General features: G+C 75.7%; 16 protein-coding genes. 10 read left to right on the top strand and 6 right to left on the bottom strand.

Annotated elements, in window-relative coordinates:
* Positions 1 to 139: 139 nt before the first annotated feature.
* The 6 genes from ACI79U_RS18475 (at position 140) to ACI79U_RS18450 (ending at position 6,303) form a co-directional block, all read left to right on the top strand.
* Complete coding sequence (locus ACI79U_RS18475; protein ID WP_457068315.1) at positions 140 to 370, top strand: hypothetical protein; 231 nt, start codon at positions 140 to 142, stop codon at positions 368 to 370.
* A 70-nt stretch (positions 371 to 440) separates the two neighbouring features.
* Positions 441 to 1,274, top strand: a complete 834-nt coding sequence (locus ACI79U_RS18470; RefSeq protein ID WP_457068318.1) for an alpha/beta fold hydrolase — start codon at positions 441 to 443, stop codon at positions 1,272 to 1,274.
* A 91-nt stretch (positions 1,275 to 1,365) separates the two neighbouring features.
* Entirely contained in the window at positions 1,366 to 2,667 is a 1,302-nt protein-coding gene (locus tag ACI79U_RS18465) for a PP2C family protein-serine/threonine phosphatase (protein ID WP_457068320.1), read from the top strand.
* A gap of 31 nt (positions 2,668 to 2,698) precedes the next feature.
* Positions 2,699 to 4,063, top strand: a complete 1,365-nt coding sequence (locus tag ACI79U_RS18460) for an MFS transporter (RefSeq protein ID WP_457068323.1) — start codon at positions 2,699 to 2,701, stop codon at positions 4,061 to 4,063.
* Positions 4,064 to 4,092: 29 nt separating this feature from the next.
* Complete coding sequence (locus ACI79U_RS18455) at positions 4,093 to 5,187, top strand: winged helix DNA-binding domain-containing protein (protein WP_457068325.1); 1,095 nt, start codon at positions 4,093 to 4,095, stop codon at positions 5,185 to 5,187.
* Positions 5,188 to 5,223: 36 nt separating this feature from the next.
* The gene (locus ACI79U_RS18450; protein WP_457068327.1) at positions 5,224 to 6,303 is read left to right on the top strand and encodes an NAD-dependent epimerase/dehydratase family protein; all 1,080 of its coding nucleotides are present in this window, start codon (positions 5,224 to 5,226) and stop codon (positions 6,301 to 6,303) included.
* 139 nt (positions 6,304 to 6,442) lie between these two features.
* On the opposite strand, the gene ACI79U_RS18445 is transcribed toward ACI79U_RS18450, so the two are convergent.
* Entirely contained in the window at positions 6,443 to 7,300 is an 858-nt protein-coding gene (locus ACI79U_RS18445) for an aldo/keto reductase (protein WP_457068329.1), read from the bottom strand.
* A 178-nt stretch (positions 7,301 to 7,478) separates the two neighbouring features.
* Here ACI79U_RS18445 and ACI79U_RS18440 point away from each other — a divergent pair, with 178 nt between their 5' ends.
* Genes ACI79U_RS18440 through ACI79U_RS18430 form a run of 3 tightly spaced genes read left to right on the top strand, consistent with a single transcriptional unit; the run spans position 7,479 to position 10,157 of the window.
* Positions 7,479 to 8,744, top strand: coding sequence for an MFS transporter (locus ACI79U_RS18440; protein ID WP_457068331.1), 1,266 nt, complete (start codon positions 7,479 to 7,481; stop codon positions 8,742 to 8,744).
* Complete coding sequence (locus ACI79U_RS18435) at positions 8,737 to 9,336, top strand: histidine phosphatase family protein (protein ID WP_457068333.1); 600 nt, start codon at positions 8,737 to 8,739, stop codon at positions 9,334 to 9,336. Before ACI79U_RS18440 ends, ACI79U_RS18435 begins: the two co-directional genes overlap by 8 nt.
* Positions 9,337 to 9,371: 35 nt before the next feature.
* Positions 9,372 to 10,157 (top strand): alpha/beta fold hydrolase, encoded by a 786-nt coding sequence (locus ACI79U_RS18430; protein WP_457068335.1) that lies wholly within the window; start codon positions 9,372 to 9,374, stop codon positions 10,155 to 10,157.
* Positions 10,158 to 10,182: 25 nt separating this feature from the next.
* Here the strand turns inward: ACI79U_RS18430 and ACI79U_RS18425 are convergent, their stop codons facing one another.
* Positions 10,183 to 11,244: an EAL domain-containing protein gene (locus ACI79U_RS18425; protein ID WP_457068337.1), complete on the bottom strand. Its 1,062-nt coding sequence runs from the start codon at positions 11,242 to 11,244 to the stop codon at positions 10,183 to 10,185.
* A 153-nt stretch (positions 11,245 to 11,397) separates the two neighbouring features.
* Between ACI79U_RS18425 and ACI79U_RS18420 the strand changes: the two genes are divergently transcribed.
* Positions 11,398 to 12,021: a TetR-like C-terminal domain-containing protein gene (locus ACI79U_RS18420; protein ID WP_457068339.1), complete on the top strand. Its 624-nt coding sequence runs from the start codon at positions 11,398 to 11,400 to the stop codon at positions 12,019 to 12,021.
* 57 nt (positions 12,022 to 12,078) lie between these two features.
* Here ACI79U_RS18420 and ACI79U_RS18415 read toward each other — a convergent pair whose 3' ends face one another.
* Genes ACI79U_RS18415 through ACI79U_RS18400 form a run of 4 tightly spaced genes read right to left on the bottom strand, consistent with a single transcriptional unit; the run spans position 12,079 to position 15,417 of the window.
* A complete protein-coding gene (locus tag ACI79U_RS18415) occupies positions 12,079 to 14,352 on the bottom strand; it encodes a heavy metal translocating P-type ATPase (RefSeq protein ID WP_457068341.1) in 2,274 nt (757 codons plus the stop codon).
* A complete protein-coding gene (locus ACI79U_RS18410; RefSeq protein ID WP_457068343.1) occupies positions 14,349 to 14,558 on the bottom strand; it encodes a heavy-metal-associated domain-containing protein in 210 nt (69 codons plus the stop codon). The genes ACI79U_RS18415 and ACI79U_RS18410 overlap by 4 nt, the downstream gene beginning before the upstream one ends.
* 23 nt (positions 14,559 to 14,581) lie before the next feature.
* Positions 14,582 to 14,875 carry a metal-sensitive transcriptional regulator gene (locus ACI79U_RS18405; protein ID WP_457068345.1) on the bottom strand — a complete coding sequence of 98 codons (294 nt, stop codon included), beginning with the start codon at positions 14,873 to 14,875 and terminating at the stop codon, positions 14,582 to 14,584.
* Positions 14,876 to 14,919: 44 nt separating this feature from the next.
* Complete coding sequence (locus ACI79U_RS18400; RefSeq protein WP_457068347.1) at positions 14,920 to 15,417, bottom strand: DUF427 domain-containing protein; 498 nt, start codon at positions 15,415 to 15,417, stop codon at positions 14,920 to 14,922.
* Between the last annotated feature and the right edge of the window lie 108 nt (positions 15,418 to 15,525).

Here is a 15,525-nt window from a genome sequence, read left to right as displayed (position 1 = left end):
CTACCCGTGCCCCCGGGACGAAAACGACCACGGACCGGGAATCGGGCCGGCGGCACACGACCCCCGCAGGCATGTTTGGGCGGGATCGGCGGGGTAGGGAGAAGTGGTCCACATCACCGACGGAACGGAGGACCACGCCATGAGCACCACCGAGACCGGCAACGTCACCGGCACCGCTGACAAGGACTACAACCTCCTCTGGTTCACCCAGGCCAGCCTGGACAACGCGCTGCGCATGGAGACCTACGCCCAGGACGCCGAACGCGCGGGCGACTCCGAACTGGCCGAGTTCTTCCGCAAGGCGCAGGAGGAGAGCCGCAAGGGCGGCGAGCAGGGCAAGGCGCTGCTCAAGGCCCGACTGGCCGGCTGACGTCGATCGACCGGGCGCCTGATCGGCTGTTCCCGCGTGATCCCGGGCCGCAGCGGGCAGTGAGCGGGGCATGGACAGCTTCCGCCGCGGTGACCTCGTGTTCGACGTCCGGGACGCCGGCCCGGCCGACGGGGAGCCGGTCGTGCTGCTGCACGGCTTCCCCCAGGACGCCGGCGCCTTCGACCGGCTGAGCCCCGCCCTGCACTCCGCGGGGCTGCGCACCCTGGCGCCCGACCAGCGCGGCTACTCCCCCGGGGCCCGGCCCGTCGGCCGCTCGGCCTACCGGCTCCGGGAGGCGGCCGACGACGTGCTGGCGCTGCTGCAGGCCGCCGGCCTGGACAGCGCACACGTCGTCGGCCACGACTGGGGCGGCGTCGTCGGCTGGGCGCTGGCCGCCTGGCACCCGTGGCGGGTGCGCACCCTCACCTCGCTGTCGGTGCCGCACCCGGCCGCGATGACCCGCGCGATGGGGCACAGCGACCAGGCGCTGCGCTCGGCCTACATCGGGCTGTTCCAGCTGCCCGCCGCGCCGGAGGCGGTGCTGCTCGCCGGGGGCGGTGCCGTGCTGCGGCGGATGCTGCGCCAGGGCGGGCTGCCCGAGGAGCTGGTCGACCGCTACGTCGAGCGGATGCGGGAGCCGGGGGCGCTCACCGCCGCGCTCAACTGGTACCGGGCGCTGCCGCTGGCCGGCCGCGACCCGGTGGGCCGGGTCCGGGTGCCGACGCTGCACGTGTGGGGGGCGCGGGACGCGTTCCTCGGCCGGACCGCGACCGAGGCGACCGGCGAGTTCGTCAGCGGGCCCTACGCGCTGGAGGTGCTCGAGGACGCCGACCACTGGCTGCCCGAGCTCGCCGCCGACCGGGTCGGGGAGCTGGTCACCGCGCACGTGCGCACCCACGGCTGAGCAGGGAGCCCCGGCCCCCGCGCCGCACGGCGTGGTGCAGGCTGGGGCGGCCCGTCAGCTGCCGCCGCCCAGAGGAGGAGACCCCCACCCCATGCCGGAACACCGGACCCCCGCCCAGCACCACGCGGACGTGGTCCGGCTGCAGGCCGTGGAGCAGGAGCTGTCCCGGGCGCTGGAGCTGTCGCGCAAGATCCTGGACAACACCGCCGACGGCATCTACGGGCTGGACGCCGACGGCCGGGTGGAGTTCGTCAACCCCGCCGCCGAGCGGATCACCGGGCACCCCGCGGCCGTCCAACTGGGCCGCAACCAGCACGAGCTGATCCACTCCCGGCGCGCCGACGGCACGCCGCTGCCGATCGAGCAGTGCGGGGTGTGGCGCGCGCTCCGCACCGGGGAGCCGGTGCACGCGGCCGACGAGGTCTTCTGGCACCGCGACGGCACCGCCGTCCCGGTCGACCTGGTCGCCGTGCCCACCGTCGAGGACGGGCGGGTGACCGGCGTGGTCGTCTCCTTCCGCGACCTCACCGAGCGGCGGGCCGCCGAGGCCGAGGCGGCCCGGCTCCGCGAGGTCGCCCGCCGGGCCGCCGACGACCGCGCGCTGTCCGACCGGCTGCAGCAGGCGCTGCTGACCCCGCCGCCGCAGCCGGACCACCTGCACGTCGTCGTGCGCTACCTGCCCGCCGCCTCCGGCGCCCAGGTCGGCGGCGACTGGTACGACGCGTTCCTGCAGCCCGACGGCGCCACCGTGCTGGTCATCGGCGACGTCGTCGGCCACGACAGCTCGGCCGCGGCGGCGATGGGGCAGCTGCGCGGGCTGCTGCGCGCGCTGGCCTACGACGCCGACCAGCCGCTGTCGGCGACGCTGGCCCGGACCGAGCGCGCCGCCTCCGGGCTGGCGGTGAGCACCCTGGCCACGGCGGTGCTGGCCCGGGTGGAACGCGCCGATGACAGCACGACCACCGGCAGCCGGCGGCTGCGGTGGAGCAACGCCGGCCACCTGCCGCCGGTGCTGCTGGCCGCCGACGGCAACTCGCAGCTGCTGGCCACCCGCCCGGACATCATGCTCGGGGTCACCGCCGACGCGCCCCGGCACGAGCACGAGGTCGACCTGCCCGACGCCAGCACGCTGCTGCTGTTCACCGACGGCCTGGTCGAACGCCCCGGCTCCGACCTCGACGCCGGGCTCGCCGCCCTCCAGGAGGCGCTGCGCGATCTCGGGCGCACGCCGCTGGAGGAGCTGTGCGACACCCTGCTGGCGCGGCTGGTGCCCGGCTCGGCCGCCGACGACGTCGCGCTGCTGGCCGTGCGCGCCCACCCGGAGGACCGGCCGCGGCCCGCCGAGGCCGGCCCGAACCGGCTGCCCGAGCCACTGACCGGCGCCGACGGGTGAGAGCCCGCACCGCCGCGGGTAGGCGGACCCGATGAGCGCCGAGCCGACCGCCGCCCAGCAGTCCTCCCCTCCCGCACCGCTGACCCGGCCGCAGCGGCTGGACCGGCTGCCGCTGACCCGCGAGCACGGTCGCCTGGTGGTGGGCAGCGGCATCGGCTGGGCGCTGGACGCGATGGACGTCGGGCTCATCTCCTTCGTGATGACCGCGCTCGCCGTCCAGTGGTCGCTGACCGACACCCAGCTGTCCTGGATCGCCTCGATCGGCTTCCTCGGCATGGCACTGGGCGCCACCCTCGGCGGGCTGCTGGCCGACCGGATCGGCCGCCGGCAGGTGTTCGCGCTGACCCTGCTGGTGTTCGGCCTGGCCACCGGGGCCGCGGCGCTGTCCTGGTCGGTGGGTGCCCTGCTGGTGTTCCGCTTCGTCATCGGGTTGGGCCTGGGGGCCGAGCTGCCGGTGGCCTCCACCCTGGTAAGCGAGTTCGCCCCGGCCCGGGTGCGCGGCCGGGTGGTGGTGGCCCTCGAGGCGTTCTGGGCCGTCGGCTGGGTGCTGGCCGCGCTGATCGGCTACCTGGTCGTGCCGCGCGGCGACGCCGGCTGGCGCTGGGCGCTCGCGCTGGGGGCGGCGCCGGCGCTGTACGCCGTCGTCGTCCGCCGCGGCCTGCCCGAGTCGGTGCGCTTCCTCGAGCTCCGCGGGCGCACCGACGAAGCGGAGGCCGCGGTGCGCCGCTTCGAGCGCGCCGCCGGGGTCGACCCGGTGCCGAGCCCCACCGTGTCGGCACCGGTCGCCCGGACCCGCCCGATGCAGCTGTGGGCCCCGGCCGCCCGGCGGCGGACGGCCGCGCTGTGGGGCGTCTGGTTCTGCATCAACTTCGCCTACTACGGGGCCTTCGTCTGGCTGCCCACCCTGCTGTACGCCTCGGGCTTCTCCCTGGTGAAGTCCTTCGGCTACACCCTGGTGATCACCCTGGCCCAGTTGCCCGGCTACGCGGTCGCGGCGTGGCTGGTCGAGCGCTGGGGCCGCCGGCCCACCCTGGGGGTGTTCCTGCTCGGCTCGGCGCTGGGCGCGGGCCTGTTCGCCGTCGCCGGTGGGGACTCCGCGGTGCTGGCCAGCGGCATGGTGCTGTCGTTCTTCAACCTGGGCGCGTGGGGCGCGCTGTACGCGCTGACCCCGGAGGTCTACCCGACCGCGCTGCGCGCCACCGGCGCGGGCGCGGCGGCCGGGTTCGGCCGGATCGCCTCGATCCTGGCTCCGCTCGCGGTGCCCCTCATGCTGGACGGCGGTGGCACCGGGCTGGTGTTCGGGGTGTTCGCCGCCGCCTTCGTGCTCGCCGCCCTCTCGGCCTGGGCGCTGCCCGAGCGGCGCGGGGACAGCCTCGAGGACGCGCTCGCCCCCTGACCGTCGGTACCTGCCCCTACCGTGGCGCCATGACGGCGTTGACCCGGGCGCAGGTGCTCGGTCACCGGGTGCGGGCCCACCAGCTGGACCGGTCCACCGGCACGACCGACGACACCGCGGTGCTCGACCAGGGCGTGCAGGACACCGGCCCGGAGGCGGGCCGCTGGGCGCTGGCGGTGCGCGGCGTCGACGTGCCGCCGGAGCTCCCCGGCCTGGTGGTGGCCTGGACGCTGCGGGGCGCCCCGCACCTGTACCGCTGCGCCGACCTGCCCGGCGTCGTTCCCGCGACCGCCCCCTTCTCCGAGGCCGACGCGGCCAAGCGGGTCTTCGACGCGGCGAAGCCGCTGCGGGCAGCGGGCATCCCGGTGCTCACCGCCCTGGACACCGTCGCCGACGCGATGCGCGGGCTGGTCACCGCCCCGATGGTCAAGGGCGAGGTCTCCGGCCGGCTCGCCGAGTTGCTGCCCGAGCCGTACCTGCGCTGGTGCCGCCCGTGCCAGGCCACTCACCTGCACGAGCAGCCGTTCCGGCTGGCCGCGCTGCCCGCCGGCCTGGAGCTGACCCCGGGCACCTCACCGCCGGTGCTGCGGCCGGTGCCCGGGCTGACCCCGGCGGCCGAGGTGCCCGAGCACCTGGACGTCGTCCGCGGGCACCTGCGGCTCTACGGCCCGGCCACCCCGCAGCACGTCGCGGCGCACCTGGACGCGCCGGTCGCCGCGGTCCGGGAGCGGTGGCCGGCCGACGCGGTCGAGGTGACCGTCGACGGGGAGCGCCGGTGGCTGCTCGCCGCGGACCTGCCCTCGGCCGCCGAGGGGCCGACCCCGGTGGTGCGGCTGCTCGGCCCCTACGACCCGTGGCTGCAGCTGCGCGACCGGCCGCTGCTGGTGCCCGACCCCGCCCGGGCGAAGGAGCTGTGGCCGGTGCTCGGCCGCCCCGGCGCCGTCCTGGTCGACGGGGAGGTGGCCGGCGTCTGGCGGCCGCGCAGCACCGGGCGCCGGCTCACGGTGCAGGTGCAGCCGTGGCAGCCCCTGCCTCCGGCGGCGCGGCACACGCTGACCGAGGAGGCGGAGCGGCTGGCCGCGTGCCGGGGGCTGGCGCTCGCCGCCATCGACGTCGCCGGCTGAGGGGTGGACGTCGTCCCGCGCGGGTAGCCGCCGGACATGGCGGAGCTGAGCAGCGGACACCTGTCGGGCCTGACCGTGGCGATCACCGGCGCCTCGGGCAACGTCGGGACGGCGCTGCTGCGTGCCCTGGCCGAGGGCGGGGCCGGCGAGGTGCGCGGCCTGGCCCGCCGCCGGCCACCGGAGACCGAGCCCTACGCGGGGGTGCGCTGGTTCACCGCCGACCTCGGCGAGAGCTCCAGCGAGCCGGTGCTCGACGAGTTCCTGTCCGGCGTCGACGCGGTGGTGCACTCCGCGTGGGCGCTGACGCCGGACCGCCAGCCCGACCTGCTGCACCGGGTCAACGTCGAGGGCACCCGCCGGGTGCTGACCGCGGCCGGCCGAGCCGGGGTGCCGCACGTGGTGGCGCTGTCCTCCATCGGCGCCTACGCGGCCGGCCCGCAGTTCCACCCGGTGGACGAGGACTGGCCGACCACCGGCATCCCGTCCTCCGGCTACAGCCGGATGAAGTCCGCCGTCGAGCAGCTGCTGCGCGACCACGACGCCGCGCACCCGGCGGCCGTCGTCTCGCCCATCCGCCCGACGCTGGTGCTGCAGCCGGACGCGGCCAGCCAGATCGGTCGCTACTTCCTCGGGCCGTTCCTCTTCCCGGCCGCCCGCGCGCTGCCCGGTCCGGTGGCCAAGCTGCTGCCGCTGCCGCTGCCGGGCTCGCTGCACCTGGCGTTCGTGCACGCCGACGACGTCGCCGACCTGATCGCCCGGGTGCTGGACCGCAGGGCGCCGGGGCCGTTCAACGTCTCGGCCCCGCCGAACTTCGAGGCCGACGGGCTGGCCCGGGCACTGGGCGCCCGGCGGGTGCCGGCGCCGGCGGCGGTGCTGCGGGCCGGGATGCAGGCGGCGTTCACCGCCCGGGTGCTGCAGATCGAGCCGGGTTGGCTGGACCTCGGCCTGGGCGTGCCGGCGATGGACACCACCCGGGCACGCACCCAGCTTGGCTGGCGGGCCACGCACAGCGGCGGGGACCTGCTGCGCGAGTTCGTGGCGGCGCTGGGCCGCGGCGAGGGCGGCACCGGTCCGCTGCTGCAGCCGGGCACCGGCCCCGAGCACTCCCCCGCCTAGCGTCTCGACGGATCATCCGGCCCGCGGGCCGGTGTGGACGGGCAGCGCGGGGCTCGGAGAGCTCCCGCTGCCCGTCCACGCAACGGCTCAGCGGCGCCGGGGCACGGCTCCTGGCCGCGGTGTCGTCCGGCAGGACGACCTACGCAATCGCGTCCAGGCGGGCGATCTCGTCGTCGGAGAGGGTCAGCTGGGCCGCACCGAGGTTCTCCGCCAGGTGGTCCAGCGACTTGGTGCCGGGGATCGGCAGGATCACCGGCGACTTCGCCAGCAGCCAGGCCAGCGCGACCTGCGACGGGGTGGCGTCCAGCTCCTGCGCCACCGCGGCCACCGGGCTGTCGGGCTTGGCCAGGTCACCGGTGGCGATGGGGAACCACGGGATGAAGGCGATGCCCTCGGCGGTGGCGTAGTCGAGCACGTCCTGGCTCTGCCGGTTGGTCAGGTTGTACAGGTTCTGCACGCTGGCGATCTCGGTGATCCCGCGCGCGGCCTGCAGCTCGGCGACGGAGACCTCGGAGACGCCGATGTGCCGGACCTTCCCCTGCTCCTTGAGCTCGGCGAAGGCACCGAGCTGGTCGGCGAGCGGCACCTCGGGGTCGATCCGGTGCAGCTGGATCAGGTCGATCCGGTCGACCTTCAGGTTGCGCAGCGAGAGCTCGACCTGCTGCTTGAGGTAGGCGGGGCGGCCCACCGGGATCCACTCGCCCGGGCCGGTCCGGGTCAGGCCGGCCTTGGTGGCCACGACCAGACCGTCGGCGTAGGGGTGCAGCGCGTCGGCGATGATCTGCTCGCTCACCACGGGGCCGTAGGAGTCGGCGGTGTCGATGAAGTCGACGCCCTGCTCGACGGCGGCCTGCACGACGCGGACGGCGTTGGCCCGGTCGGCCGGCTCGCCCCAGACGCCGTCGCCGGTGAGCTGCATGGCCCCGTAACCGAGGCGGTGGACGGAGAGGTCCCCACCGAGGTCGAAGGTGAGCGTGGGGGCGGTGGCGGTGGTCATCTGTCCTCCTGGACGTCGACGGTGGGAAGGTGCTCGGGCCCCGGGATCGGCCACCGGGGTCTCGTTGCGCACAAGTGGGTATTGCCCCACCTACTTCCCGGTGGCACGCCATGTGTCCAGCGGCACAGACCTCGGCCCCGGCGCACGGCACAGCGGCCGGGTGGAGTTGAGTGGGCCGGTGCAACGAACACGGAGGGCGGGGACGGCGGCCCTGCCGGCACTGCTGCTGGCCGGGGTGGTACTGGTCGCGCTGAACATGCGCGGGCCGCTGGTGGCCGTCGCTCCCGTCGTCGAGCTGATCCGCCGGGACCTCGGCGTCGGGGCCGGCACCATCGGCCTGCTGACCAGCATCCCGGTGCTCTGCTTCGGGCTCGCCGCACCCTTCGCCTCACTGCTGATCGCCCGGACCGGGGTGCACCGCGCCGTCGTCGTGTCGATGGCCGGAGTGCTGGCCGGCACGCTGCTGCGCTCGCTGGGCACCGAGGAGGCCGCGATCGCCGGCACGGTGGTGATCGGGCTCGGCATCACCGTGGGCAACATCGTCGTCCCGGTGGTGATCGGCCGGGACTTCCCCGGCGCGACCAACGTGGTGACCGCGGCCTACACCGCGGCGCTCAACATCGGCTCAACGCTCACCTCCGCGCTCACCGCCCCCCTGGCCCACCTGGTCGGCTGGCAGGCCGCGCTGGCCGCCTGGGGGCTCCTGGTCGTCGTCGCCGCCACCGTCTGGACCGCTGCGCTGCGCCAGCAGGTCGCCCGCACAGCCGCGGCCGAGGCGGCCGGGACCGCGCCACCCCCACCGGTGCCGGTGGCGCCCGGCCGCTCGGTCTGGCGGCAACCGGCGGCCTGGGGCCTGACGCTCGCCTTCGCCGGTCAGGCGTTCAGCTACTACGGGGCCACCGCCTGGCTGCCCACCCTGCTCGCCGACGTGAACGGCATGTCCCTCGCGGCCGCCGGTGCCAGCTCCTCGCTGTTCCAGGTCTTCGCCGTGGTCGGCGCCTTCTCGGTGCCCGCGCTCGTGGCCTGGTGGAAGCGCCCGTCGCTGGTGCTGCTCGCGGTCACGGTCGTCTGGGCCTCGCTGCCGCTCGGGCTGCTGGCCGCCCCGTCGCTGTGGGCGCTGTGGTGCTCCCTGGCCGGGATCGCCCAGGGTGGCGGCATCACCGTCGTCTTCATCGCGATCGTGCGCCGGTCGCGGGACCTGACCGAGAACCGCCGGCTGTCGGCGATGGTGCAGGGTGGCGGTTACGTCGTTGCGGCGACGGGGCCGCTGGTGATCGGCGCCGTGCACGAGGCGAGCGGTGGTTGGAGCGCACCGCTGCTGGTCATCCTGGGGGCAGTGATCGTCATGGCCGTGGCCGGCACGGCGTCCGCCGGTGGCCGGACCGAGGCAGCAACCGAGGCGGGGCCGGTACCGGTCCCCGCGGGGAAGGAACACCGTGGGTGAACTGGTGGTCGTCCGGCACGGACAGACCGAGTGGAGCGCGAGCGGGCAGCACACCGGCCTGACCGACCTGCCGTTGCTGCCGCACGGCGAGGACGACGCCCGGCGGCTGCGTTCGGTCCTCGGGCAGCGGGAGATCACGCACGCCTTCGTCAGCCCGCTCGTCCGGGCCCGGCACACCGCCGAGCTCGCCGGGCTGTTCGACGGCGGCATCGACGCCCGGTTGGAGCCCGACCTCGTCGAGGTCGACTACGGCGGCTGGGAGGGGCTGACGACGCCGGAGATCAGCGAACGCACCGGCGGCTCGTGGTCGCTGTGGCACGACGGCACGGTCCCCGGTGACACCCCGGGAGAGACGCTGGCGCAGGTGGGCGAGCGGGTGGACCGGGTGCTGGAGCGGGCGCGGCCGCTGCTGGACGGCGGCGACGTCGCCCTGGTCGCCCACGGGCACGTGCTCCGGGTGCTGACCGCGCGGTGGCTGGGCATGGACCCCTCGGCCGGGGCGCTGTTCCCGCTGGCGACCGGCCGCTACGGCATCCTGGGCCACGACCACGAGTGGCCCGCCCTGACCGGCTGGAACACCGGCTGCCCCTGACGGAGCACGGCACCGTCGCGCGTGCCGGGACGAGCGTGCACTTCTGGCTCAGCGGCCCCGAGCAGGGGCCGCTGGTCGTGCTCAGCCACGGGGCGACGATGGACGCCCGGATGTTCGACGAACAGGTCCGGGCGCTCACCGGAGCCGGCCACCGGACGCTGGTGTGGGACTCGCGCGGGCACGGCGCCTCGCGTCCGCTCGGCCGGTCCCCGATCAGCGTCGCGGACATGGCGGCGGACCTGCTCGCCGTGCTCGACCACCTCGGCGAGCGGGGCCCGGTCCACCACGTCGGCCAGTCGCTGGGCGGCTACGTGGCCCAGCGGATCGTCCTCGACCACCCAGGGCGCGTCGCCACCCTGGTCGTCATCGGGGCCAGTTGCCTCACCCTCCCGATGCCGGCATGGCAGCGCTGGGCGCTCGCCGCGACGCGCACCACCTTCCGGTGGTGGCCCGAGCGGCACCTGCGCCGGGTGTTCGCCCGCGCCACGGCCGTCACCCCGTCCGTGCAGCGCTACGCGCTGGAGGCCGGCCAGCAGATGTCGCGGGCGGACCTGCTCGCCGTGTGGGCGGCGGTGACGCGGGCACCGGACCCGCGGCCGGGCTACCGCATCGAGCACCCGCTCCTGCTGCTGGTCGGCGAGCACGACCGCGCCGGCACCGTCGCGCGTGACGCACCACGCTGGGCCGCCCGGGACCCCCGCTGCCGGTACCAGGTCATCCGGGGAGCCGGCCACAACGCCAACCAGGACCAGCCCGAGGCCGTGAACGCTCTCGTGCTGCGCTTCCTGGCCGAGCACGGGCCATCCCCGACGCCGGGCTGACCGCCGCCGGGCGGGAGGGCCCGGCCTACGCCAGGACGAGCTCGGGTTCGCTCTCCGGCTCCGGCCGCACCGGGCGCCCGAAGAGCCAGCCCTGGCCGAGGTCCGCGCCGACGGCGCGGGCCTGGTCGGCCATCCGCTCGTGCTCCACGCCCTCGGCGACGACGACGCCGCCCTGCAGGTGGGCCAGCTCGCACAGCGCGCGGGCGATCGCATTCGGTCCCGGCTCCCCCAGCCGGCAGACCAGCGCCTTGCTGAGCTTGACCACGTCGGGGCGGACGACGGAGACCAGCTCCAGGCTGGACCAGCCCACGCCGACGTCGTCCAGGGCGACCCGCCAGCCCAGCGAGCGGTGGTGGTCGAGCACGGAGAGCAGGTGCTCCCGGTCGACGACGGCGTGCGGGGCGACCACCTCGAAGACGAGCTGCCGGGGGTCGATGCCGGCCTCGTGCACGGCCCGTTCGGTGCCGGCCAGGCAGACCGAGGGCCGGTGGATCGCCGCCGGGTTCGAGTTCACGTACAGGTCGGCGCCGCCCAGCCAGTGCGCGGCACCGGCGATCGCGGCCTCCCGGGCCAGCCGGTCCAGCCGGGAGAGCCAGCCGGCCCGCTCGGCGAGGAAGAACAGGTCGCCACCGCCGACCTCCCGGCCGTCGACCCGGCCGCGCAGCAGCGCCTCGTGCCCGACCATGCCACCGGACGTCAGCGACATGATCGGCTGGTAGACCGGCCACAGCTCGGCATCGGTGAGCAGGGCGATCTCCGCGGTGATGCCGCGGCGGGCCAGCTCGACGGCGAGCGTTGGCGCGGTGAGCAGCCGGGTGGCCAGCGCGACCCCGTCGGCCGGCGGGTCGGCGGTGACCCGGACCGACTCGGTCTCCGCGGCGGTCAGCTCGCGGGCCAGCCGCTCCAGCAGCCGGTCGATCCGCCGGCCACCCTGGTGGTCGACGACGTCCAGCAGGCCGGGGGCGGTGCCCACCGTGAGCCCCATGGCGTTGGCGACCCGCGCGACGCTGGGCAGCACGTGGTCCAGCGTGCTGGCCAGCAGCAGGCGGCGGGCCCGCTGCGGAGTCGCCCATGCCGGTCGCACCACGTCACCTCCCCCGTTCACGGCAGCAGGATGACCGACGCGCAGCGTGACACCGAGTAGGCGCGCGCAAACGCAAAGTGTGCGACCGAACGTTGAGGCTCAGGTCACAGAGATCCGAAGATCGCGAGGAAGATCATCAGGGCTACGGTCTCAGGCATGCCTGACCCGACTCCGCCCGACGGCGAGCGGACCAGCCGCGGCGGTCGCCCCCGGGATCCGTCCCGCGACGGGGCCATCCGGTCGGCGATCCTGCAGGTGCTGGCCGAGTCGGGTTACGCCGGACTGACCATGGACGCGGTCGCGGCTGCCGCCGGCGTCGGCAAGGCGACCATCTACCGCCGCTGGCGGACGAAGTCCGACCTGGTCGCCGACGCGGTCGCGGAGCTGAGCCGGGTGCCGGTCGACGCCCCGGACACCGGCACCCTCGAGGGGGACCTACGGGTGCTGCTGCGCTGGCTGGTCAGCGCGGTGAACGGGCCGGTGGGCGCGGCCACCTTGTCGCTGCTGTCGGCGCTGCCGCACGAGCCGGCGCTCCGCGAGGCGTTCCAGAACGGCCCGATGGAGCTGTGGCGCCAGGCCTTCACGACGGTCTGGTCCCGCGCCGGTGACCGCGGGGAGGCCCCGGCCGACGTCATCGGCTCGGCGGTGGCCTCCACCGCGAGCGCGCCGATCCTGCAGCGCTGGCTGTTCAGCGGGGAGCCCGTCTCCACCGACTACGCCGACGAGGTGCTGGCCGAGGTCGTCCTCCCGCTCCTCAACTGCCGGGCCCGCGCCGCCTGACGACCCGACGGCGAGGGCCCGGCCGGTGCACCCGGCCGGGCCCTCGCCGTCCGCGACTCAGCTCGCCGGTGCGCTGGACCGGAAGGCCCGCAGCCGCAGGCTGTTGGTGACCACCAGCACCGAGGACGCCGCCATCGCCAGCCCGGCCAGCAGCGGGTTGAGGAATCCGAGGGCGGCCAGCGGGAGCAGGGCGACGTTGTAGGCGAACGCCCAGAACAGGTTGCCCTTGATCACCGCGAGGGTGCGGCGGGACAGCCGGATGGCGTCGACCGCGGCGTCCAGGTCGGCGCGCACCAGGGTCAGGTCGCTGGCCTCGATCGCGACGTCGGTGCCCGAGCCCATCGCCAGCCCGAGGTCGGCCTGGGCCAGTGCGGGCGCGTCGTTGACGCCGTCCCCGACCATCGCGACCACCCGGCCCTGCGCCTGCAGTTCCCGGACGGCGTCGACCTTGCCCGCGGGCAGCACCCCGGCGACCACCTCGCCGCGATCGGGGTCGAGCCCGACCGAGCGGGCCACCGCCGCGGCGGCACCGGCGTTGTCACCGGTCAGCAGCACCGGCGCCAGGCCGAGCTCCCGCAGCCGTGCGATCGCCGCGGCGCTGGTGGGCTTGACGGTGTCGGCGACGACGCAGACCCCCGCGACCGCGCCGTCCACGGCGACCAGGACGGCGGTCTGACCGGCCTGCTCGGCGCGCTCGACGACCGCGGCCAGGTCGGCCGGCACCGGGGCCGGCATCGCCGACGTCCGCCCGACGACGACGTCCCGGCCCTCGACCCGGCCGTGCACGCCGATCCCCTGCTCGCTGGCGAAGCCCTCGACCTCGGGGAGCGCGCCGGCACCGGCGACGATCGCCCGGGCGATCGGGTGCTCGGAGCCGGCCTCCACCGCGGCCGCCAGGCGCAGCGTCTCCGGGTGCCCGGTGACCTCGACCAGGCTCATCTGCCCGGTGGTGACGGTGCCGGTCTTGTCCAGCAGCACGGTGTCCACCCGGCGGGTGCTCTCCAGCACCTCCGGGCCCTTGATCAGCACGCCGAGCTGGGCGCCCCGCCCGGTGCCGACCAGCAGTGCGGTGGGGGTGGCCAGCCCCAGCGCGCACGGGCAGGCGATGACCAGCACGGCGACGGCGGCGGTGAAGGCGGCCGTGGCGTCGCCGGTGACCAGCAGCCAGGTGACCAGCGTGGCCAGCGCGATGACCAGCACGACGGGGACGAACACCGCCGAGACCCGGTCGGCCAGCCGCTGCACGGCGGCCTTGCCGCTCTGCGCCTGGGTGACCAGCCGGCCCAGCTGGGCCAGCGTCGTCTCCGCGCCGACCCGGGTGGCCTCGACGACCAGTCGGCCGCCGACGTTGACCGTCGCGCCGGTGACCCGGTCGCCCTCGGCGACCTCCACCGGCACGCTCTCCCCGGTCAGCATCGACAGGTCGACCGCCGAGCTGCCGCCGACGACGACGCCGTCGGTGGCGATCTTCTCCCCGGGCCGGACGACGAACCGCATCCCGACGGCCAGCGCCGCGATCGGCACCCGGACCTCGCGCCCGTCCCGGAGCACCGCGGCGTCCTTGGCGCCGAGCTCGAGCAGGGCGTGCAACGCGGCCCCGGAGCGCCGCTTGGCGCGGGCCTCGGCGTACCGGCCGGCCAGCAGGAAGACGGTGACCGCGGCGGCGACCTCGAGGTAGATCTCGTGCGTGCCGGCGCCGCGCTCGGGGAGGAGCGTGAACTCCATCCGCATGCCGGGCATCCCCGCGTCGCCGAGGAACAGCGCCCACAGCGACCACAGGTAGGCCGCGCTGATCCCGATCGAGACGAGGGTGTCCATGGTGCTGGCGCCGTGCCGTGCGTTGACCACCGCGGCGCGGTGGAACGGCCAGGCGCCCCACACCGCGACCGGGCTGGCCAGGGTGAGGGCCAGCCACTGCCAGTTGTCGAACTGCAGCGCCGGGACCATCGACAGCAGCAGCACCGGCAGGGTGAGGGCGGCGCTGACCAGCAGCCGCTGGCGCAGGGCGTCCTCGCGGCCGGTCGCGGCGTCGGCGGCCGTGCCAGCCGTGGCCGGCTCGGCGGCCTCGGCCACCGGCGGTGCCGGCAGGGTCGCGGAGTAGCCGGCGGCGGAGACGGTGTCCAGCAACTGGTCGGCGTCGACCCGGGTGGGGTCGTAGCGCACGGTCGCGGCCTCGGTGGCGTAGTTGACGCTGGCCTGGACCCCGTCGAGCTTGTTGAGCTTGCGCTCGATCCGGTTGGCGCAGCTGGCGCAGGTCATGCCGGTGATGTCGAGGCGGACCTCGTCCAGCGCGCTCTCGTCGGACGGGGCAGCCTGCGGCCCGGCGGTCATGCCGGGGTGGCGGAGTAGCTCCCCGCCTCGGCCACGGCCGCCTGGACCTGCTCGGGGGTGACGTCGTCGCCGACCACGTGCAGCCGGCCGCTGGCGAGGTCGACGTCGACCTCGCGGACGCCGGCGAGCTCGGAGACCTCCTCGGTGACCGAGGCGACGCAGTGCTGGCAGGTCATGCCGGAGACGGTGAAGTCGAGGGTCTGCACGGTGGATCTCCTTCAGCGGGGGGTCAGGAACGGACGAGCCGGGCGATGGCCGCGGAGGCCTCGGCGATCTTCGCGTCGGCGGCCGCGCCGTCGTCGTCGGCGCTGGCGGTGACGGCGTCCCGGACGCAGTGCGCCAGGTGGTCGTCGAGCAGGCCGAGGGCGACCGCCTGCAGCGCCTTGGTGGCGGCGGAGACCTGGGTGAGCACGTCGATGCAGTACGTGTCGTCCTCGACCATCCGCGCGATGCCGCGGACCTGGCCCTCGACCCGCTTGAGGCGGGCGAGCACCTGGTCCTTGCTGCCGTCGTAGCCCGTCATGCCGACAAAGGTACCCCTAGGGGGTACCGGTATCAACTCCCTGCTCACCAGCCGCGGGTGCCGGACTCCCCCTTGAACGGGCCGACCACCTCGTCGGTGATCCAGCCGCCGTAGAAGTCACCGGCCTGGGCGCGGACCGGCTCGCCGTCGACGGTCGCGGCGTCCAACCGGCTCGGGTAGAAGGCGACCGCCCCGCGCAGCTGCTCGTAGCCGGGGGTGGGTGACTCGTAGGACCAGGCGGCGCCGGGGTGGCGGACGCCGTCGACGACGACGTCCCAGTAGGTCGCCGTCCCCTTGAACTCGCACCACGACGAGCCGGCGGCGCGCTCCAGCACGTCGGGGGCGACGTCGTCGCGGGGCACGTAGTAGACCGGCGGGTGGCTGGTCTCGCAGACCCGCACGGCGCGGTCGGTACGGACGATCACCCGACCGCCGAGGGTGAGCTCGATGCGTCGTCCGGTCACCTCGGCCGACGGCGGGCGCGGGTAGCTCCAGACCGACTCCTGGCCGGGTCCGACGGGGTCACGGGGCGACGGGTACACGCCCCCGAGTGTGCCCGTGGGGGGGGGGGGGGCGGGGGGGGGGGGTCGCGCGGGGGGGGCCTGCCCCGCCCGCGAGCCGGGCCGCCCGCCGCGGGGGCGGTCGCCCTC

Source organism: Modestobacter sp. SYSU DS0904 (assembly GCF_054051115.1).
The sequence above is the reverse complement of the archived record's forward strand: the minus strand, read 5'-3'. Positions and strand labels throughout refer to the sequence as shown.